The following is a 20559-nucleotide window of genomic DNA, read 5'->3' on the forward strand; positions in this document are numbered from 1 at the left end:
GGGCGGGCCCTGCGCAGTAGTGATCTGGGGCCAAAGAAAACATCGGGGCAACGCCGACCTCTACCCCGCCCGGCCACGGGCAGGCGATCTCACTTCTCCAGCCACCACTGGATCGCCACCTTGGCCAGAAACCCCAAAAACCCCACGCCCAGCCCCAGGAACAGCACAAAAGTGCCAAAGCGCCCGGCCTTGGACTCCCACGCCAGCTGCCCGATGATGAACAGCATGTACAGGATGAACGCGCCCACCCCGTAGGTGAGGAAGAAGCCCGAGATCTGCGCCTCGGTAAAACCAAAGATCACGGTGCCACCCCACTTGTCTGCGCGGGTTTGGTGGCATCGCGTTCAGGCAGGCTGGAGGCGTCGACCAGGTCGCGGTAGGCATGCCAGCTGGCATGGCCCAGCATGGGCATGACGGCGATCAGCCCCAGCAGCAGCGAGCCCAGCCCCAGCAGCGTGAACCCCAGGATCAGTGCCGCCCAGAACGCCATGGGCAGCGGGTTGCCGATCACGGCCTGCCAGCTGGTCAGCACGGCCTGCAGCAGCGTGGCGCGGCGGTCCAGCAGCAGGGGCATGGCCACCACGCTGGACGCAAAGATCGGCGCCGCCATCAGGCTGCCCAGGGCCAGCCAGATCTCGAACAGCCAGCCATCCCGTGCCAGCACCACATGGCGCAGAAAATCGAGTGGCGTGTGGATGGGCACCGGCGCCAGCAGCGTGATGAGCGCCGCCGACGTCATCACCCACCCCGTGGCCGCCAGCGCCAGCAAGGCGCCGAACTGCACCATGCACCAGTAGTCGTTGCCCCATTTGTTGACGTGGCTGCCCTGCCAGTTGAGCCAGGTCTTGAGCACCACACCCAGGTTCGCGGGCTCGCCGCGCTCCAGCGCTCGGCTCAGCGCATAGAGACTGGTGGCCAGCACCGGCGCCACCACCAGAAAACCCGACAGCGCCCCGGCCAGCAGCCAGAAGCGGTTGTGCGCCACCGCAAAAATGGCCGCCCCCAGCAGCGTGAGCGCCAGGCCATGGGCAAAGCTGATCCAGCCCGCACGCGCCATGTCGCGCCAGGCCAGAACGAGCCAGGTCATGGGCTGCATGAGGCCGATGGTGCGAACACGGGGCAAGGCGGGGGGATTGCGGGGCATGGTGGAATGGTCGGCAAGGCGACGGGTGAGTGTGGCGTCAACCGCCGGTGGGATCAAGCGCTCCGGCCGCGATGGCGCGCCCAAGCCTTGACCTGCGACAAGAAACAAGGCGGGAGCCCGCCATGGCCCAACTCAATGGTTGGCCGCTGCACGCGCCCGCGAAACGGGCGCGGCCCCGGCTAAAAACGCCGGACAAAGGCCACCCCGCAGCATGCGCATCGCCATCTCCAGGGGAAGGCGGCGAACGCGGCACAGGGGAGCTTCCAAATCAATCCAGCAATTCGCGCAGCGCTGTCAGGCTGCCCACCGTGGCGTGGGGCGGCGTGTCATACGGCCACGCATGCTCGGCGGGGTTGAACCACACGGCCTGCATGCCCGCATCCATCGCGCCCCGGGCGTCCAGGGCAGCGTCGTCGCCCACGTGCAGGACCTCGTGCGGCGGCACCTGCAGCATGCCTGCGGCGGCGTGGAAGATGCGCGCATCGGGCTTGGCCACGCCCAGCACTGCAGCGCTCAGGCTGTGCTGGAAATAATGGCCAATGCCCACCTTGTGAACGTCCGCATTGCCGTTGGACACCGCCACCACCGGGTAGCGCGACGCGAGGAAAGCCAGCGTATCGTGGGCATCGTCGAACAACTGCACACGCTGGCGCTCGGCAAAGAACAGCTCAAACGCGGGTTCGGCCAGCGCGGGCTCGTCACCCGCCTGGGTCAGCGCCAGGCGAATGGACTCCCGGCGCAGCGCGCTCAGGTCGTGGTTCAAGTCGGGCCGCAGGGTCACCATCTGGTTGCGGATGGCGCGCAGCGCCTCGGTGCTCTGGAACAGGGCGGCCGTGGCGGGCGCGTGTTCTGTGAGCCACTGGAGCAGCAGTGCCTCTGCACGTTCAATGGTGGGCCAGATGGGCCAGAGCGTGTCGTCCAGGTCAATGGTGATGGCGCGGATGCGGCCCTTGTCCAGCGATTGCGCCGGGGGCAGGTCAGGGATGGGTGCAGGCATGGTCTGGCGAGAATACCCGACACGCCCCACCCATTCACCCCGCAGGTCCATGCGTGGGCCATGCACCCGTCGGCGCAAAGGGCCAGGGCCATTTGCCACAATGGGGCCATGCGCTCACCCTTTGCCCCCGACCCCCCCTACACCCACGGCCAGGCCGACCGCACCGCCGTGCTGCTGTGCAACCTGGGCACGCCCGACGCCGCCACGGCCCCGGCCGTGCGCCGCTATCTGGCGCAGTTCCTGGGCGACCACCGCGTGGTGGAGATTCCCAAGCTGGTGTGGTGGCCCATCCTGCACGGCATCATCCTGCGCACCCGCCCCGCCAAATCCGCCGCCAAATACGCCAGCGTGTGGACCCCCGAGGGCTCGCCCCTGGCGGTGTGGACGGCCAAACAGGCCACGCTGCTGCGCGGTTGGCTGGGCGAGGCCGGGCACGCCGTGCTGGTGCGCCATGCCATGCGCTACGGCAACCCCTCCATCGCCAGCCAGCTCGATGCGCTCAAAGCCGAGGGCGCCACGCGCATCCTGATCCTGCCGCTGTACCCGCAGTATTCAGCCACCACCACGGCCAGCCTGTTCGATGCGGTGTATGCCTGGGCCGCACGCACGCGCAACGTGCCCGAACTGCGGTTTGTGAACCGTTATCACGATACCCCCGGCTACATCGACGCATTGGCCCGCACCATCGAAACCCACTGGAAACACCACGGCCAGCCCGACCAGCTGGTGATGAGCTTCCACGGCGTGCCCGAGCGCACGTTGCACCTGGGCGACCCCTACCACTGCGAGGCGCGCAAGACGGGCCGCCTGCTGGCCGAGCGCCTGGGCCTGCGCGCGGAGCGCTACCGCATCACCTTCCAGTCGCGCTTTGGTAAGGCCAAGTGGCTGGAGCCCTACACCCAGCCCACCATCGAGGCACTGGGCAAGGCCGGCACGCGGCGGGTGGACGTGGTGTGCCCCGGCTTCACCAGCGACTGCCTGGAGACGCTGGAAGAAATCAACATGGAAGTGCGCGAGGCCTTCCTGCACGCGGGCGGCAAGGAGTTTCACTACATCCCCTGCCTGAACGACAACAACCACTGGATCACCGCGCTCAGCCGCGTGGCGCAGCAGCACTTGGCGGGCTGGCCCACCGAGGCGCCCACCGCTGCGGCGCTGGCCGATGCGCGCAGCCATGCGCAGGCGGGTGGCGCACCCAAGGGTGCATGCCCGGTAGCTCACTGACTGCCCGTTACTACCATTTTTATAGCTACTAGCGCTTATATACAAAGCGCTAGCAGCCAATTTGACTCATATTTTGGATGGCAGACACACTGTGGTGACCCTGCCCCTCCCCCAACACCTGTACTGATGCCCGCTTCCGCCCTCGCCCCCCACCAGTTGCGCCTGACGATTGACCCCGCCACGCTGGGCTTTGCCAGCACGGCCGAGCTGCAAGACCTGCCCCTGCCCTGGATCGGCCAGGAGCGCGCGCAGGCCGCCGCGCAGTTTGGCCTGGGGCTGCACCAGCCCGACTACCACCTCTTCGTGCTGGGCGAAGTGGGCAGTGGGCGCGCATCGCTGCTGCGCCAGGCCATGCAGACTGCTGCGGCAGAACGCGCCGTGCCGCCCGACCTGTGCTACCTGCACAACTTCGACAAGCCCGACCACCCCCTCGCCCTGCGCCTGCCGGCGGGCCAGGGCCGGCAGTTGCGCCAAGGCATGGCCGACATGGCCAAGAACCTGCAGGCCGATATCCCCAAACACCTCGCAGCCGCCGCCTTCAAGGCCGACGCCGAACGCATCGAGAAAACCTGGCAAGCGCAAGAGAGCGAGGCCTTTGCCGTGCTGGACGCGTTTGCCGAGGCGCGCCAGTTCCGCATTTCGCGCGAGGGCGGGCAGATGGTGTTCACCCTCACCGGCCCCAAAGGCCAGCCGCTGACAGAAGCCGAAGCCCGCGCCCTGCCCCGCGAGCGCCGCGCAGAGATTGACGCCGCCGAGCACGCCTTGCGCACCGAGATCGCCCGCTTTCTCGAAGCCACCCGCCCGCTGGAGCGCGCCCGCGACGACGCTCTGATTGCCCTGCGCCGCCACTCCATCAAGCCCCTGGTGGAACACGCGCTGCACGACATCCGCCAGGGCCTGCGCAAGCAGATCAAGGACACCGTCAAGCTCACGCACTGGCTCGACCAGGTAGAGCATGCGGTGCTGGGCGACATCGACCTGTTCGAGCCCCTCGATGCCGAACGAGGTGGCGACCAGGGCACCGACGCCGAAGACGACCGCAAGGACGCACTCGACGACCTGCTGGCGCGCTGCCAGGTGAACCTGGTGGTAGACAACCACGGCCGTACCGCCGCCCCTGTGGTGGTGGAAGACAACCCCACCCAGCGCACGCTGTTTGGCAGCATCGAGCACGGCTCGGACGCCGACACCGTGCAGGCCGACCACACCAGCATCCACGCGGGCAGCCTGCTCAAGGCGCACGGCGGCTTCATCCTGCTGCACCTGCACGACCTGGCCGCCGAAGAAGGCCTGTGGCAACGCCTGCGCCGCTTTTTGCGCTGCGGGCGCCTGCAGATCGAGGAAGGCGGCGGCCCAGGCCATGGCCCCGGCGGCGCCGTGGCGCTGCAGCCCGAGCCGGTGGATGTGGACGTAAAGATCGTGCTGATCGGATCGGTGGACGAGTACTACGCGCTGCAAGACGCCGACCCCGACGCCGCACGCCGCTTTCGCGTGAAGGTGGATTTTTCAGACCACTTTGCCGCCACCCCCGCCACCCACCACGCCACCGCCATCCTGGTGGCCCAAGTCTGCAAAAAGCGCGGCCTGCCCCACTTCGGCCCCGACGCCGTGGCCCTGGTGCTGGAGCAGACCCACCGCGAGGCCGACGACCAGCGCCGCCAGAGCGGACGCTTTGCGCACACCGAAGCGCTGGCCATCGAAAGCGCCGCCCTGTGCAAGGCACGCGGCGGCACCCTGGTGCAAGCCGCCGACGTGTTGGCCGCCCTGGCCGCCCGCACCCAGCGCCACAACCAGCCCGAAGAAGAGCTGCACGACTCCATCACCGAAGGCGAGCGCCTGATCACCCTGCAGGGCTCCATCACCGGCCAGATCAACGCCATGACGCAGATCGACCTGGGCGACTACCGCTTCGGCTTCCCCGTGCGCATCACCGCGCGCACCTTTGCCGGGCAAGAGGGCCTGCTCAACATCGAGCGCGAGGTGGACATGTCCGGCCCCATCCACGACAAGGGCGTGCTCATCCTGCACAGCTACCTCACCGCCCTGTTCAGCCATGTAGCGCCGCTGGCGCTGAATGCGTCCATCGTGTTCGAGCAGGAATACAGCGGCGTGGAAGGCGACTCGGCCTCGTGCGCCGAGCTGTACGCGCTGCTGTCCAGCCTGTCAGGCCTGCCCCTGCGCCAAGGCATTGCCGTGACCGGCGCGCTCAACCAGCACGGCGAGGTGCTGCCCGTGGGCGGCATCAACGAAAAGATCGAAGGCTGGTTCCGCGCCTGCAGCACCGCAGGGCTGGACGGCACGCAGGGCGTGCTGATCCCCGCCCGCAACCAGCGCCACCTGATGCTGGACCGCAGCGTGCTGGACGCGGTGGAACGCGGGCTGTTTCATGTCTACACCATGGGGCATGTGAGCGAGGGGATTGCGCTGCTGACGGGAGAGGCGTCGGGGATGAGCCCGGCGGAGTTGTTGCAGGCGCAGGCCGACGAACTGGCCGACCGTGCTACCGCTGTGGAAGATACGGTGATGCAGCGGGCGGAATTGACGCTGCGTGCTTATCGGAGGGCTTGCCAGGTGGCGGGGGGTGCGCGGAGGGGGCGAGGCGCGCGCGGGCGGTAGTCGGACCAGTGGCCGAAGAATTTGAATGCGCGAGGCTCTGGCAGCATAGCTGCGAGAGCTGTCGTTCGGCCATTACATCGAACGCATACTATCGGCCACGAGAAGCAGTGCGAACCGAACGGGTAGCTTGCGGCTTCGCATCACGTTCAATGGCCTAGTCCTGACCTACTGGACGACATACAGCGCACGCAGGAGTTGAATCGAATGAGTCAGGAAAGCATTGACGTAGTGCCTCCTCTCTACGTGGCTCTCACTGAGTTGCCACTTAGTGAACGGTGCATAGACCTCGGGGAGGGCATATTCCTTCGTGGCGCAGATGCAACTTTCATCTCGTCACTTCTGCTGGTCAACACAGAAGAGGACTCTAAACAGGCGAACGGGCGCACGCTGGGTGCAGACGGCTTTCCACCCTTGCCTCGACCAGCCTTCTGGCAACTAGGCGGCAAGAAAACCCGCATTTCCGCAGAGCTTGTAGTCCCAAGCACAGACTTTCAGTCGCGCTCCCAGCAGTACGAAATCGCCCGTTTTTTGGGAGCGCTACTTCGGCTGTGGACCAATCCGGCTATCCGCCTGCATGCAATGTCAGAGCACCCGTTCACGGACCTAATACACATGGACGGTGACGGCCCACGCGTCATTCCGTTAGAGTCATTCAAGCAGCGCACACGGCTTGGTCTCATCGAGACATCGTCGCTGCTTGACAGCGTTGTTTGGGTTCAGACGAACTGGCGATCCGCGCACAAGCTCTACTCTTCCAGTACCGAGTTTCGACTTGCACTCGATGCGCTGGACGCCGCCCAGTTCATCGAGAACGAGGCCCTTGCATTGGTATCGCTATGGGCGGCGATGGAGGCACTCTTCTCGCCCTCGACGGCTGAGCTGAAGTTCCGCGTTTCGGCACTCATCGCCAGCTTTTTGGAAGAGCCGGGGGAAACGCGCCGCTCTAGGCAAAAGGCAATCGCACACTTGTACGATAAGCGGTCGGCAGCAGCTCACGGTAAGCCCAAGCACCAAAGCGAAGATCTCCTAGCGACCTTCGAGCTACTCCGGCGCATCTTGATCAGGATGATTTACTTGCGTGCTGTTCCATCAAAAGATGAACTAGATGCGCGTTTGTTCGGTTGCTAGGCGTTAGTTCAGTTGACGTCTCGACGCCACGTCAAGGGCAAACTCGCCGTCCTGGCATGCAGGGCAACCGATAGCATTGAGCTCTTAACCGAAATTGCGCAATACGACAACAAGGTGGTCGTTCACCCACAACCGCCTGCCTGACCAGTCCAAATGTGCAGCCTAAGTGCGCGGTCCTTGCTTTGTAGCGGGCTATAGTTTCGCCTCGTTGACGTCTGCCGGATTTCTTGAAATTTTCATATCTGGATGTCTGGTTAAGCAGTCGCCAGCAAACCTGTGCTGCAAGCCAGGTTTGAGAGAAGCTTGTGTCCTGAATATCCCGAAGGTCCCAGCTTGTCTACCAGGTTTTGCGAGACACATTACGTTAGCCTTCACGCCATATGAACCAAATCCGCATCTCGCTAGTGACGCTCGGTAGCCTCAAGCAGCCTGTAGATGTGCCCTACTTGGAGAAGTGGAGCAGCGTCGTCATGCGAATAGAGCACCGTGCCTCAGTAGGACAACTCCCAGATGCAGAAGGTGACGACTGGCAATACACGGACGAGCAACTTGCCAAGGTGTTAGCCCCTTCGCATGGCGCGGATCTAACCCTAGGTCTAATCAACGCTCCACTTGAGGACAACTACTTCTTACGCCGGCTGCCCCAAAACGTCGCGATCCTCTCTCTCCACGAGATGGCCGAGATCGTGCAGTACGAGAACTTCACTGTAGAGACGTTCATCCTGCGCGTGGCGTACGAACTGACCTGTTTGTACAAGGCGGAGGGGCGGATTCCACCGACCGGTGAACTGAGCTGGAAGCATGATGACATCCGGGGCTGCCTTTTTGACATGTGCTCCAGCAAAGGAGATATCGTCTTCTCCCTTCAACGGCCTTGCCTTTGCGACGCCTGCCGAAATCGTTTACATCAGCGGCAGGTAGACGCCAAATTCCTTCCCGCACTGAAAAAAGAGCTGACAGGTCTCAAAAAGACGCTTTACTTTCGACTTTCTGATTGGGTGAGGGCTCATCCGATTCTTGCGCTAGCGCTCACCAGCTTATTCGCGATCGCGCTGAACTTGGTTTCAAGTGCGGTCTTCGAGAAGGCAAAGCGTTGTTGGCCATGGATTGCTTAACACGGACAACAGCAAGCTCCCTTGGCGTCGTTGTCCCGCCTTGTCGTACTCCTTGTATTGCCTGCGGCGGAACGCCGAGCCAGGCCCGCTCCGCTGCGTTTGGTTAGCCGCTCTTATGGAGGGTGACGGCCCGATTGACTCGGGCATATTGCGGCAAAGGATCACTTACCTCTGCGTTAAGCGACTACTTTTCCTGCGCGCCACCGGCTGCTCCTAACCTATGGCCTCCGCTCGCTAACAGTCATCGAAAACCGACTACCCCTCTCAAACCCGCGCCCGCAGCCACGCCACGATATCCCCAGTCACCTCATCCCGATTCGTCTCATTCAAGATCTCATGCCGCGCCGCCGGGTACAGCTTGACCGTCACATCGGCTACTCCCGCATCCCGATACCGCTCAACACCCCGTCTGCGGCCAGCGGGTCCGCATCGCCTGACGCGATCAGGATGGGCAAGTCACTGTGGATGCGCGCGAGCAGCGCGAGGTCAGCCAGCCGGGGCGCAGGCGCGAAAAGCGAGGGGATCACGTCATCCGGAACGTCCCAGCCGCACCACGGGTCTGCCACGTAGGCGTCCACCTCTGCGGCGTCGCGCGACAGCCATTCGTAGCCGGTGCGGTGCTCGAAGCCTGCGTTGAATGCAGCGAGCCCGGCGGGCGCGTCGGCGGGGGCGTTGGCCATGCCGGCGGCGAACAGGTCGAGAGCGGTGGAGCCTGACATCACGGTGCCGGACCAGGAGAATGCTTGGTCCAAAATCGCCGCCTGCGCTGCGAACTAGCCCATGGAGTGCCCGAACAGGAAAAGCGGGAGGCCGGCATGCTGCTACGCGACGCGAGCGTGAAGTCCCTCTCGTGCGGTGAAGCTGCCCGGCCCTGATCCCGGCTAAGCTCCGCGAGCCAACCCTTTGCATCCGCTCAGCCATGCCCTCTAGCCTTCACCTCTTCGACCCCGATCGCCATGCCCTGCCGCTGCCTGAGAGCTTTGCGGCGCTGGAAGCCATGCGCGAGTTACTGCACGCACGCGCGGACGGCAAGAACCTGCGCTTTGTCGAGTTCGCGCTGCGGTTCGAGGATCGCTTCAAGGACACGGGCCGCACCACGCCCTTGCAGCAGGCCAACGCCTGCCGTCGCGCGGCATGGCAGTTTGACCTCCCGAACGTGGATGAGATGCCTGCATACCGGACGGCTGTGGAGATTGCCGGTGCACTGGGATTGGTGGCGTATGACGCGACGCTGGGCGTAGGTTTTCTGCCCGACGGCCGGGTAGTGCCGACCGAGTTCGCGCAAGCTGCCACGCCTGTGGCGCCCGCCGAAAAGCGGCCCTGGGGGGCGCTCCCGCCAGACGCGCTGCGCGGCGAGAGCGAGGTGCGAGAAGTTTTGGCCCCTGCCCTGGCGCGCGCCATGGCTGGCAGCGGTTTTGCGCTGGAAGCTGCACCACCCGACAAGCCCGACGCGCCCATCGTCCTCGCCCGAGGGCTCGGTGCTGTGCGCCAGGTGCTGATCGTCAATCTGATGCGCTATGAAGTGCTGAACCTGACCCTGCGTGTGTGGCATGACGCTTGTACCGCTGTGCTGGCACAAGCCCTGGGCCCCGAGCCTCACCAGGACACGGCCTTCGAGCTGGGCATGGCGTTCTTCGAGCCCGGGCCGGGCTCCCTGCACCGGTGGACACTCGAACGTCTGTCGCAATTGCCTGCGGTCCTTGCGCTGGTATGTGGTCGCGTGCTGCCCCTGGCGGGTCTGTGCACTGACCTGCATGGGCTGGACCAACTGCTCAACGACGCCAGTGCCGACACGGTGCGTACTCCCTACCGCAACGCGTACACCTGGTCGGGCCGCCCCGACGGCTCCGACGGCTCGCGCAGCCTGCGTGACGAGGCCTTCCCGCTTGCGCAGCGCCTCGTCATCGCCCACCTCAATGGCAACCCACAGGCAGCCAACATCGCCCGCGAGCTGGAGGACCACTGGCAGCACAGCAACCATTGGCGCGCGCCTCAGGAACGCGAGGCCCTGGCGGCCGTGCGCGCCGCGCTGGCCCACACGCCGCCCCTGGCCCGCTGGCACGACGTAGCTGCCTGGCGGGCCGCACTGCGCCCTATTCCGGCATCGCTGCTGATCCACACCGCCGACCCGCGCGGGCGGCGCTGTCACCACTATGAAGTGGCCGAAGCTTTGCACCAGGACCTGCGCAAAGACCCAGGTGGCTTTTGGGCCAGGTTCGGAGGTCCGGATGGTGCATCCGAGCTCACGCGCGTGTGGCAAGACAAGGCCGCCACCTTGCCTGGCTCCGCGCGCATCCCCCCGGACGACCTCAGGTGCCATGTGGTCACTCTGCCCGGCAGGGCTGGTGAGGGCGCGATCAAAGTGGTGTGCCTTTGCTTTCCACCCATCACGGGCCTCGACGAGCATCGCTTTTTGGCACTGGCTCACCGCGGTGACATCTGGCGTATGTACCGGATGGGCTACGACAACGCACTGGACGACGACGGCCAAATGCAGCTGCGCATCGAGTACGGGGCGCGCCACGGGAACGCCGACGTTATCACCCGTGAAACACTGGACGCCGAGCTGAACATGCAGGCATTCCTGGAGAGGGTGGCAGAGCTGTTCGCATGAACTGCCGTGGGAGCCGTTTCAACAGACTGCTGCTACGGGAGCCGTGACTACGCAATGCGGGAACGCGCCCGCAGCCACGCCACGATATCCCCCGTCACCTCATCCCGATTGGTCTCATTCAAGATTTCATGCCGCGCCGCCGGGTACAGCTTGACCGTCACATCGGCCACACCGGCATCTCGGTACCGCTGCCCCAGTTGCTCCAATAAGACCCAGCCTGCAGCCAGCGGGTCTGCGTCGCCGGATGCGATGAGGATGGGCAAGTCGCTGCGGATGCGCGCGAGCAGCGCGGTGTCGGCCAGCCGGGGCGCGGGGGCGAAGAGTGAGGGGATCACATCGGGCGGCATGTCCCAGCCGCACCAGGGGTCTGCCACGTAGGCATCGACCTCTGCGGCGTCGCGCGACAGCCATTCGTAGCCGGTGCGGTGCTCAAACCCCGCGTTGAATGCCGCGAGCCCGGCGGGCGCATCAGCGGGGGCGTTGGCCATGGCGGCAGCGAGCAGGTCGAGGGCGGTGGAGCCTGACAGGATGACGCCGGACCAGGTGGATGAGTGGTCCAGGATGGCCGCCTGCGCTGCGAAGGAGCCCATGGAGTGACCAAACAAAAAGAGCGGGAGCTGCTGCGGCCCATGCTGCGCGCGCAGCAGTGCGCCGAACTGGGCCACGTCGGCAATGAGGCCGCTGAAGCCAGCGCTGCCAAAGTCTCCCAGCTTGCCACCTGCCGTGCGCCCGTGGCCGCGATGGTCCACGGCGTGGACGATGAAGCCTGCGGCGTTCAGCGCCCGCGCAAAGCGGTCGTAGCGCTCGCCGTGCTCGGCAAGGCCGTGGGAGATTTGCACGACGCCCACAGGTTGGCCCGGGGTCTCGGCCCAGGTGTAGGTGGTGACCTGGGTGCCGTCTGCGTTGGACTGGAAGGAGGAGGTGGAGGTAGTGCTCATCGGTTCATTCTGCACGGGGCGTAGCGGTGTGTCACGGGCACGCCACCCCCTTCTCTCTCCTGCACTGCTATCACCACTCCATTCTTGCCCGGCCAAGGATTCGCAGTCACCATCCACTAAGAGCGGCTTACAAAACTCACCTCCACCCATTTGTCTCAACCCCTCTGCGGCACAATTTCGTTGCCGCCAGCGGGGCCAAAGCCGTACCCGCCGGTGAATTCAAACTTCAGGCCACCCCTATGACTTCCAGGAAGGACAAACAGCTGATGGGCACTGACCCCTTGGGTGTGGTCCAAGCAGCGCATGCTTGTGCTGATTCTCGATCTGCAATCAAGACCTTTTGGCACGCAAATCTAGGCGACCAAACGGCCCTAAGCCTCGCATTGGACGATTGCCTGGACGTCGATTCGAGCCTGTTTGCGGACACGAAGCTGAATGCAGCCATTGAGCACGTGTCGCAATGCAGTGCCTGCCTTGAGTGGAGAAAGTCGGAGCTGGAGCCAGAACGGTACGAATGGATAAGGATGTCTCAAGCGTACTGTTGCACTGAGATGTTTCACGCCGTTGATGGTTCCGACGCAGGCCTTCCAATCCGTTATGGCTTGGCCGGCCCAGAGAGCCTGCCGTGTTGGTGGGTCGAGCCGAGCAAGACTGTCATTCGACATTGCCCGTGGTGCGGTGCATCGTTGGCTCAAACGCAGCCAGATATGCCAGCTGCCACGCGCTCGGCCTGACACTGCTCTGGACATCATCAGCCAGCCCATCACCAAGCCCCGCCATGCCCCTCGTCCTTGACCTCGACCGTTTCCTGCAAGCCCAGGAGTCTGTTTGGCCCCGCGTGATTGGCGAACTGCAGGCGGGCAAAAAGCGCACGCACTGGATGTGGTTTGTGTTTCCGCAGATCAAGGGGCTGGGGCACAGCGCCATGGCGCAGCGCTATGCCACTCAATCGCTGGCCGAGGCGCGGGCGTACTTGGCGCACCCGGTGCTGGCGGGCCGCCTGCGCGAGTGCTGTCAGATCCTGCTGGGGTTGGAGACGTCTTCTGCGCTGGATGTGTTGGGCACGCCAGACGACCTCAAGCTGCGCTCCAGCATGACGCTGTTTGCGGAAGCGTCTGCGCCGGGCAGCGTTTTCGACGCGGTGCTGCAAAAGTATTTCGCCGGGGAAAAAGACCCGCGCACGGTCCAACTGCTTGGGTAGCTTGCTGGCTGCGCAGCTGCGGGCGCCGTGTGTCTCGGGCAGGGCATGCCCCGGCGCGGCGGCCGGGCCGTTCAGGCTGTGGGCCGTGGGGGAATCGGAAGCGTAGCCGTTGCCTGCATGCGCCCCGCCATCCCCTGCTGATGGGCCGTCTGCCTGCTGCGAAATTCGGTCGGCGTGCACCCCGCCTCCCGCTTGAAGAACTTGGCGAAGTTCGCCAGATCGCTATAGCCCAGCCCCTCGGCTACGCGCGCCACCGGCCAGGTGGTGTGGGCCAGCAGGCGCTTGGCCTCCAGAACGATGCGGGCGGAGATGAAGGCCTTGGGCGTGACCCCGGCTGCTTCCAGCGATGCGCGCACCAGGCTTTTCTCGGAGCAGCCCAGCTGCTGCGCATACCGGGGCAGCTGGTGCCAGGCGGCAAAGTACTTCTCCACCAGCAATTCAAACGCCTTGAATCTCTGCAGCGCGCGCCCCTGCGGTACGCGCTGCGCTGACTGCTGCTCGTGCGCCATGCGCAGCCGCGTCAGCAAGGCATAGAGCTGATAGCGCAACAGGGCATGGGCATGCAGCGATGCGGCGTGGGTCTGCGTGTCCTGGTGCATCTGCGCAATGGCGTGGGCGATCACCGGCGCGCTCCCGCTGCCCAGCGCCCACGCGGTGGGCAGGCCGTCCAGCCCGTCGACCGGGGCCTGCGCCTGCGCGGCGGGGGCCGCTGCCCACAGAAATTCGGGGCGGAACAGCACCATCCACCCGTCCCAGTCCTGGGTGTCTCCAAAGCTGTGGGCTTTGCCGGGCCGCAGGACCAGCACCGACCCCGGGCCGCAGCGCACGTGCTCGAAGTCCACCAGGTGGAGGCAGGTTCCCTGCGTCACAAAGATCAGGGTCGGAAAGGCGTAGCGGTAGGTGGACGCCAGCGCCTCGCCGCCCACCCGTTGCCGCAGGTCCGATACCCGGAATATCTCCAGGTCGAGCGGGTACAGCCCCTCGGGCTGGTAGCTCAGGTGCTGGATGTCGGGGTGGCGGGCTGCGGCGGGTTTGTGGTGGCGTGGGGTCATGGGTCAGCAACGGCGGGTGCAGAGGTTTGTCCTGAAGTGACAGTAAATCGCCCAGTTTTCACCGCCCGCAGGGGCTCTTATTGTCCAACAATGACCTTACAGCGCCCACTGGGCGTTGCCCTAAATTCACCAAGGAATCCACATGCACGCCATTGAAATCGCCAAGACCTACATCCAAGCCGCACAAACCGGCGACCAGGCCACCCTCGGCCGCGTTGTCTCACCCGACGTGGTCTGGCACCAGCCGGGCCACCACCAGTTCTCGGGCACGCACCGTGGCATGGCCGCCGTGGGCCAGATGCTGGGCCGGATGATGGCCGTGTCGAAAGGAACGTTTGCGATCACCCGGGCCGACCACTACATGGCCAACGGAGACTGGGTGGCCGTGAGCATCGAGTTTGCGGGCGAGCGCGACGGCCTCACGCTCCAGCAGGCGGGGATGGATCTGCTGCACATCGTGGATGGAAAGATTGTGGAAGTCCGCCTGTTCTCCAGCGATCCGGCGCAGGAAGATGCGTTCTGGGGCCAGTGATTCCCCACCCTGCCCGCGCACGCTGCCCCCACCAGGTTGGGCGGCGCACGCGGGCATTTTTCTGAATCAAATTGGCACTCAGCGCTTATCTGCATTCATTGGATGCTATTCAATTTATAGCAAATTGGTTTCTCCCTCAGGGTTGCGCGGCTTGTGTGCCCGTACCCGGTAGCCCGCCGACAGCAGGTGCACGTCCCACCGCTGCTGCACCGCGCCCCAGATGCCCTTGGGCAGGAAGAGCGCGAACAGCATGGCAATGGCGCCCAGGCCGATGAGATACAGCACGCCCTGCCCGCCCCACAGGGTTTCGACTGCAAAGAAAAGCAGCGCGCCGAGGATGGGGCCTTCCATGGTGCCGATGCCACCCACCAGCACCATGAAGATCATGTAGGCCGTCCACTGCACGCTGAAATAGGTCTTGGGCTGAAAGCTGATCGACGTGGCCAGCCACAGCCCGCCTGCGAGGGCGCAGCCAAACGCCGACAGCACGAACACCAACCGCTTGATGGCGACCACGCGCACGCCGAGGGAGATGGCTGCCGTCTCGTTGTCGCGAATCGCCTTCGCGGCCGTGCCCACCTTGCTGCGCAACAGCAGGAAGACCACCCAGCACAGCCCGGCCATGGCTGCCAACGCGGCCCAATAGGTGTATGCACGCCGGTCGTCGGCGGCGTACTGCTGCAGCGCAATCATCGAGGTGCCCGTCTCGCCCTGCACCAGGCTGTCCAGGTTCACGCACAGATGCGCCAGCGCGGCCACCACCCACATGCCAATGGCGAATTCGCCGCCCTGAAGTCGCAGCATGAAGGCCGCCAGCGGCACCGCCACCAGGGCCACCAGCACAGCGCCCACCAGCAGTGCCGGGTACGGGCCCAGGCCCACATCGACCAGCCGCACCATGGCGTAGGCCCCGAGGCCAAAGAACGCCTGGTGGCCAATCGACACCAGTCCGGCGTAGCCCGCCAAAGCGTTCCACATCACGGCCAGGATCACGTAGATGAACAGCGTAGTGAGCCGGTCCACCGTGCCTGCTAGCAGCCACAGCGGCCCCAGGCAGAGCACGACCAGCAGCAGCACGGTGGCGCTGGCGAAGGCGATGGACGCGCGCGTCCAGCGCTCTATGACCCATGGGGATGGACCCGTGGGTGCGAGGGGTGCAGAAGTGATGGGAGCATTCATGGCGCAGCCCTGCGGCGGGAGGAGAAGAACCTGCGCAGCGCACCGCTCGCGTAGAGCCGGGCCAGCAGGATGACAAGAAAGGTGGCGTGCCCTGCGATCAGAAAACCCTGGGGATGCACCTGCGCCCCCAGGTTCTGCGCCACGCCCAGCACCACGCCGCCCAGCAAGGTGCCCCACAGCGATCCCGCGCCGCCGATGATCACGGCCTCGAACGCAAAGATCAGCTGCTGCGGTCCCGAGAACGGATCGAACGTGGCTCGCAGGGCCAGCGATGCCCCGGCCAGCGTGACGGTGACCATGGTGATGGCCGAAGCCGCCGCAAACACCGTGCCGGTGCGCACGCCCACCAGGCGCGCGGTGTCGGCGTCTTCCGACGCTGCGCGGATCTGCCGCCCCAGCGCCGTGTGCGCCAGCATGGCATGCAGCCCGCCCAGCAACAGCACCGCCAGCACCAGCACCAGGGTGGGCAGCTGCCCCACATACAGGCCGCCGGGCAGCTCCCAGCTGTCGTACGCCAGCGTGCCAATGGAGGTGGCCAGCGAACGCGTGTCGGCACCGAAGTGCTGGAACAGCACGTTGTCGATCACGCTGGCCAGGCCAAACGTGGCCAGCAAGGGCACCAGCGCGCCCACGCGCGCGCTGCGCTCCAGCACCAGTTGGTGCAGCAGCCAGCCCAGCAGCGCCATGGCAGGCACCACCGCCAGCAGGGCCAGCAATGGGTGCCAGCCCATCGGCTCGGCCAGCACCCACAGCAGGTAGGCCGCCACCACGGTCAGGCTGCCGTGGGCCAGGTTGATGATGCGCATCACCCCGAACATGAACGACAGCCCGCAGGCCAGCAAGGCGTAGTAGCCGCCCAGCAGGAGGCCCTGGAGGATCTGGTTGAGAAGGTTCATGCGGCCTCCTTATGGGCAGGGTGGGTGTGGCTTGCGTGGCTGGCAGTTTCGCCGTCGGCACTGCCCGCGGTGTGGCTGCCGGTCGCAGATTCGGGCCGCTGCGCGCCAAAGTAAAACGCGGTGATCTGCGCGCGGGTGAGCTGGTCGGCGGGCGCGTCGGCCACCACGCTGCCTTCGAGCATGCAGACAATGCGGCTGGCCACGGCCTGCACGCGCTGCAGGTCTTGCTCGACCAATACCAGCGTAGTGCCCTGGCCCATCACGCCCTGCAGGGCTTCGTACACGCCCTGCACGGCCAGGGGCGACAAGCCCAGCGAGACTTCGTCGAGCAGCAGCACGCGCGGGTTGGTCATGAGCGCGCGGCCAATGGCCACGGCCTGTTGTTGCCCGCCCGACAGCTCGCCCGCACGGGCATTCAGCTTGGGGGCCAACTGCGGGAAGGCGTCCAGCACGGTGTTAAAACTCCACTGCCCGCGCCGCCCCGAAGCACGCGCCACGAGCAGGTTCTCGCGCACCGTCATGCCTGCAAACAGGCGCCGCCCCTCGGGCACCAGGGCCAGGCCTTCGGCCACACGCTCTTGGGCAGGCATGCGGGTGATGTCCACACCATCCCACCGCACCGTGCCGCTGCTGGCGCGGTGTGCACCGGCCAGCGTGCGCAGCAGCGTGGTCTTGCCCGCCCCGTTGGCCCCTACCAGGGCCAGGATGTCGCCCTGGCGCACCTGCAGCGACACATTGCGCACGGCAGGCAGCTGCCCATGGTGGGCGTTCAGTGTCTCAATGCTCAACAACACACTCATTCGATGTCCTTCGCCTTCGGCTGCGGTGCGAGCGCCTTCGGGCGGCCGGGCGGCGCTCATGCCGCCACCCCGCCCAGATAGGCCTCGACCACCGTCGCATCGTTCAGCACGGCTTGTGGATCGCCATCGGCGATCACCCGCCCGCCGTCCATGCACACCAGACGCGTGGCGACCTGCAGCAGCACGTGCACCAGGTGCTCGATCCAGACGATGGCAATGCCGCGGGCCTGGATGGTGCGCACCATGGCTACCAGCTCGCTGGCCTCGGCATCAGTCAGCCCGCCGCCGATCTCGTCGAGCAGCAGCACCTGGGGGCCGGTGGCCAGCGCGCGCACCAGCTCCAGCCGCTTGCGGCCGAGCAGGCCCAGCGTTTCTGCACGGCGGTTGGCCAGCGCCTCCATGCCACACAGGCGCAGGCACTCCATGGCGCAGTCGCCAGCATCGCGGGCGTGCAAGCCCGCGCCGTGCGTGGCGGCGGTGAGCACGTTTTCAAACACCGTCATGCCAAGGAACGGCCGGGGCACCTGGTGAGTGCGTGCAATGCCTGCACGGCAGCGGTCTGCCGCGCTGCGGGCGCTCACATCCACCCCCTGGAACCAGACAGTGCCCTGGCTCGGCGCATGCGCCCCGGCCAGCACGTTCAGCAGCGTGGTCTTGCCCGCACCGTTGGGCCCGACGATGCCCACGGCCTCGTCGGCGCCTACCAAAAAATCGAGCTGGTCCAGCACCTTCAAGGCACCAAAGTGCATGTCGATGCCCCGGGCCTGCAGCAGATGCTGCGGCCCGCCCGCTGGCGGGGATTGCGGATATGGAGGTGAATGTGGCATGGACGATCAGCTGTAGGACTTGAGCGCCGCCGCCACAGGGATGTTGCGGTCGGTGGCGTTCTCGGTGACCACGATGTCGAGCTTGAACTTGCTACCCGCTGCGGGCTTGACCCACTGGGCGCCCACCACGGGCGTCACCGACACGTTGGGCACGGGCCCCTTGGCAAAGTCCACCGGACCTTGCATGGTGATGGCCTTAAGGGTGCTGATGGCCTTGGCCAGCGCTGCCTTGTCGCGCGGGTTGGTGCTGGCTTTCAGCGCCTCGGTGCCTGCATCGAACAGCGACATGGTGGAGCCCAGCATCTGCGTCCACTGCTTGCCGGTGCTGGCCTCGTACGCGTCGGCCAGCTGTACGCCGGTCAGGCCAGTGAGCGCCGATGCGTAGGGAAAACTCTTGTGCCAGAAGCACCCTGCACCCAGGTTCAGCGCCAGCGGGCCCAAGGCCTCCACCTGCGACGGCACCAAGCCCGTCTTGGCGATCTGCGCGATCTTCACCATGCGCGTGTAGCCCTGCTGGGCCGCCTGCCGCCAGAAGGTGGCGAAGTCTGGCGGAATGGGGAAGGTGTTGAAGATCTCGCAGCGCTCGGCCTTGAACTTGGCGATCTGCGCGGAGTAATCAGTAGTGCCGTTCTCGTACGGCCCGGCATCCACCACGGTGAAGCCCGCCTTGGCCAGCTCGGGTGCCAGTGTGCCGCGGATGGCGTTGCCATCGGCATCGTTGGGGTACAGCACACCGATCTTCTTGTTGGTGGGCAACGCAGAAAACTGCGAGGTGTACGACGTGGTGAAGCTGCCACCGCCAAACGAGAAGTGGTACGTCCATTTGAAGGGCGAAGGCGCGCCGGGCTTGGCGCCGCGGCCAAAGTACCAGGCCTCCCACGGCATCACGGTGGACAGGCAGGGCACACCCGCCGCCTCGCACGCATCCGACACCGGGTTCACCGTTTCTGGTGTGGTGGTGGTGAGCATGAGGTCGATCTTGTCGCTGTTGATCAGGCTCTTGGCCAGCTGGCTGGCGCGGGCCGGGTCGGACTGCGTGTCGCGGTCCAGGATCTCCACCGCGTACTTCACGCCACCGATGGTCAGGCCCGCCGCCAGCGTCTTGCGCACCTGGGCCAGGATGAAGGTGTCGGTCTCGCCCAGGGCACCGAGCGGGCCGGTGCGCGGGCTGATGAAGCCCACCTTGAGCACGGGCGCGGCGCCCGCAGCCTGGGCCCACAGCGGGCCGGCGCTGAGCGCCAGGCCGCCAGCGCCCGCGGCAGTGATCAGCCCACGGCGCGAGATGGTGAGGGACGTAGCCTGTTCGGTTTCTAAGGCGGCCACGGTGGATTCAGGGGTGTTGGTTGTCATGGGGAATGTCTCCAGTGATCAATTCAGTTGCAGGGTTCAGAAAGGGATGGTGGTCTTGAGCCAGAACTGCGAGCCCTGGGCGCGGTTGCGCACACCGAACTCCTTTTCGACCTTGGCGGTGATGAGCCAGCCCTTGCCGTTGGCGTAGCGCACCGACGGGCCAATGGACTGGCTGCGGCCACGCGATCCCGCCAGCGCCACGCCGCCCACCTTGTCGTCGCTCCACTGCCGGTACACATAGCCGCCCACGCCCACCACCCAGCCATTTCCCAGGCCCCAGCCCGCGGCGTAGTCCACGATCAGTTCGCGGCCAGAGCGGTAGTTGGTGTCGCCATTGGTGCGGTTGAAATTCAGCGTGGCCTTCACGTCGCCGTTGAAGCCACTGGGGTCCATCCAGGTCAGCACGCCCAGGGGCTGCAGCGACAGATAGTTGCGGCCAATATTGGCCTGGCGCGTGCGGTCATACGCTCCTGTGGGCAGCACGGCGTCAAGCCCCAACACGCTGTGCAGCTGCGGCGAGTGGTGCCAAGCCACCGAGCCCCCGACCGTCACATCGCCCAGTCCGGTGCGCGAATCGTTTGCACCACCGGCACGCACCGACAGGTCCACCACAGGCAGGATGGCGTGCGCGGCTACCAGGCCGCCCAGCGCCTCCTGGGGGGTGATCCAGATCAGGCGCGTGGCAGCGGCCGCGGCGCGCACCTTGAAGCCGGGGATGGGCACGGCGTTGCCCTGGCCGTCGTTCACGCGGCTGGTGGTGTAGTAGTTGAGGTACTCCAGCACATACAGGCCGGGCGGCGGCGCGGCGCCCGCCACGAAGTTCTCGGTGCCCAGCGGATAGGTGGAGCCCCCGCCCTCGGTGGCGAAGGCCGCTGTGCACAGCGTGCCGGCCAGGGCCAGCAGAGCCAGGCGGAAAGGTTTTGTCTGTTGCGTTGTCATGTTGTCT

19 protein-coding genes are annotated in these 20559 nt (G+C 65.6%); 7 read left to right on the forward strand and 12 right to left on the reverse strand.

What is annotated here, in order from left to right; all coding sequences use genetic code 11:
* Nucleotides 1-89: 89 nt before the first annotated feature.
* From IB243_RS18560 to IB243_RS18570, 3 genes are all read right to left on the reverse strand, one after another.
* A complete protein-coding gene (locus tag IB243_RS18560; RefSeq protein ID WP_192428661.1) occupies nucleotides 90-302 on the reverse strand; it encodes a DUF2788 domain-containing protein in 213 nt (70 codons plus the stop codon).
* Entirely contained in the window at nucleotides 299-1144 is an 846-nt protein-coding gene (locus tag IB243_RS18565) for a DUF2189 domain-containing protein (protein WP_192428662.1), read from the reverse strand. Before IB243_RS18565 ends, IB243_RS18560 begins: the two co-directional genes overlap by 4 nt.
* A gap of 268 nt (nucleotides 1145-1412) precedes the next feature.
* Nucleotides 1413-2141, reverse strand: a complete 729-nt coding sequence (locus IB243_RS18570) for an HAD-IA family hydrolase (protein WP_192428663.1) — start codon at nucleotides 2139-2141, stop codon at nucleotides 1413-1415.
* A gap of 108 nt (nucleotides 2142-2249) precedes the next feature.
* Here IB243_RS18570 and hemH point away from each other — a divergent pair, with 108 nt between their 5' ends.
* The 4 genes from hemH (at nucleotide 2250) to IB243_RS18590 (ending at nucleotide 8224) form a co-directional block, all read left to right on the forward strand.
* Complete coding sequence (hemH, locus tag IB243_RS18575) at nucleotides 2250-3365, forward strand: ferrochelatase (RefSeq protein WP_192428664.1); 1116 nt, start codon at nucleotides 2250-2252, stop codon at nucleotides 3363-3365.
* A 126-nt stretch (nucleotides 3366-3491) separates the two neighbouring features.
* Complete coding sequence (locus IB243_RS18580; protein WP_192428665.1) at nucleotides 3492-5981, forward strand: Lon protease family protein; 2490 nt, start codon at nucleotides 3492-3494, stop codon at nucleotides 5979-5981.
* 204 nt (nucleotides 5982-6185) lie between these two features.
* Nucleotides 6186-7109, forward strand: a complete 924-nt coding sequence (locus IB243_RS18585; protein ID WP_192428666.1) for a HEPN domain-containing protein — start codon at nucleotides 6186-6188, stop codon at nucleotides 7107-7109.
* Between the two features lie 380 nt (nucleotides 7110-7489).
* The gene (locus tag IB243_RS18590; protein ID WP_192428667.1) at nucleotides 7490-8224 is read left to right on the forward strand and encodes a hypothetical protein; all 735 of its coding nucleotides are present in this window, start codon (nucleotides 7490-7492) and stop codon (nucleotides 8222-8224) included.
* Between the two features lie 374 nt (nucleotides 8225-8598).
* On the opposite strand, the gene IB243_RS18595 is transcribed toward IB243_RS18590, so the two are convergent.
* The gene (locus IB243_RS18595) at nucleotides 8599-8976 is read right to left on the reverse strand and encodes a hypothetical protein (RefSeq protein WP_225585041.1); all 378 of its coding nucleotides are present in this window, start codon (nucleotides 8974-8976) and stop codon (nucleotides 8599-8601) included.
* 167 nt (nucleotides 8977-9143) lie between these two features.
* On the opposite strand from IB243_RS18595, the gene IB243_RS18600 reads away from it, so the two are divergent.
* Complete coding sequence (locus tag IB243_RS18600) at nucleotides 9144-10838, forward strand: hypothetical protein (RefSeq protein ID WP_192428668.1); 1695 nt, start codon at nucleotides 9144-9146, stop codon at nucleotides 10836-10838.
* Between the two features lie 47 nt (nucleotides 10839-10885).
* Here IB243_RS18600 and IB243_RS18605 read toward each other — a convergent pair whose 3' ends face one another.
* On the reverse strand, nucleotides 10886-11776 hold the full coding sequence (locus IB243_RS18605) for an alpha/beta fold hydrolase (RefSeq protein WP_192428669.1): 891 nt from the start codon (nucleotides 11774-11776) through the stop codon (nucleotides 10886-10888).
* Between the two features lie 778 nt (nucleotides 11777-12554).
* Between IB243_RS18605 and IB243_RS18610 the strand changes: the two genes are divergently transcribed.
* Nucleotides 12555-12977: a DUF1810 domain-containing protein gene (locus IB243_RS18610; RefSeq protein WP_192428670.1), complete on the forward strand. Its 423-nt coding sequence runs from the start codon at nucleotides 12555-12557 to the stop codon at nucleotides 12975-12977.
* Between the two features lie 71 nt (nucleotides 12978-13048).
* Here IB243_RS18610 and IB243_RS18615 read toward each other — a convergent pair whose 3' ends face one another.
* A complete protein-coding gene (locus tag IB243_RS18615; protein WP_192428671.1) occupies nucleotides 13049-14029 on the reverse strand; it encodes an AraC family transcriptional regulator in 981 nt (326 codons plus the stop codon).
* A 142-nt stretch (nucleotides 14030-14171) separates the two neighbouring features.
* Here IB243_RS18615 and IB243_RS18620 point away from each other — a divergent pair, with 142 nt between their 5' ends.
* A complete protein-coding gene (locus IB243_RS18620; RefSeq protein ID WP_192428672.1) occupies nucleotides 14172-14561 on the forward strand; it encodes a nuclear transport factor 2 family protein in 390 nt (129 codons plus the stop codon).
* A gap of 114 nt (nucleotides 14562-14675) precedes the next feature.
* Here IB243_RS18620 and IB243_RS18625 read toward each other — a convergent pair whose 3' ends face one another.
* The 6 genes from IB243_RS18625 to IB243_RS18650 are packed head-to-tail and all read right to left on the reverse strand — an operon-like array spanning nucleotide 14676 to nucleotide 20552.
* A complete protein-coding gene (locus IB243_RS18625; protein ID WP_192428673.1) occupies nucleotides 14676-15740 on the reverse strand; it encodes a branched-chain amino acid ABC transporter permease in 1065 nt (354 codons plus the stop codon).
* Entirely contained in the window at nucleotides 15737-16636 is a 900-nt protein-coding gene (locus IB243_RS18630) for a branched-chain amino acid ABC transporter permease (protein WP_192428674.1), read from the reverse strand. Before IB243_RS18630 ends, IB243_RS18625 begins: the two co-directional genes overlap by 4 nt.
* Entirely contained in the window at nucleotides 16633-17436 is an 804-nt protein-coding gene (locus IB243_RS18635; RefSeq protein ID WP_192428675.1) for an ABC transporter ATP-binding protein, read from the reverse strand. The genes IB243_RS18630 and IB243_RS18635 overlap by 4 nt, the downstream gene beginning before the upstream one ends.
* A gap of 56 nt (nucleotides 17437-17492) precedes the next feature.
* Nucleotides 17493-18263: an ABC transporter ATP-binding protein gene (locus IB243_RS18640; RefSeq protein WP_192428676.1), complete on the reverse strand. Its 771-nt coding sequence runs from the start codon at nucleotides 18261-18263 to the stop codon at nucleotides 17493-17495.
* A gap of 6 nt (nucleotides 18264-18269) precedes the next feature.
* A complete protein-coding gene (locus IB243_RS18645) occupies nucleotides 18270-19613 on the reverse strand; it encodes an ABC transporter substrate-binding protein (RefSeq protein ID WP_192428677.1) in 1344 nt (447 codons plus the stop codon).
* Nucleotides 19614-19649: 36 nt separating this feature from the next.
* Nucleotides 19650-20552, reverse strand: coding sequence for a transporter (locus tag IB243_RS18650; protein WP_192428678.1), 903 nt, complete (start codon nucleotides 20550-20552; stop codon nucleotides 19650-19652).
* Nucleotides 20553-20559: the final 7 nt, after the last annotated feature.

The organism is Acidovorax sp. ACV01, from assembly GCF_014851495.1.
GTDB lineage: Bacteria > Pseudomonadota > Gammaproteobacteria > Burkholderiales > Burkholderiaceae_C > Acidovorax > Acidovorax radicis.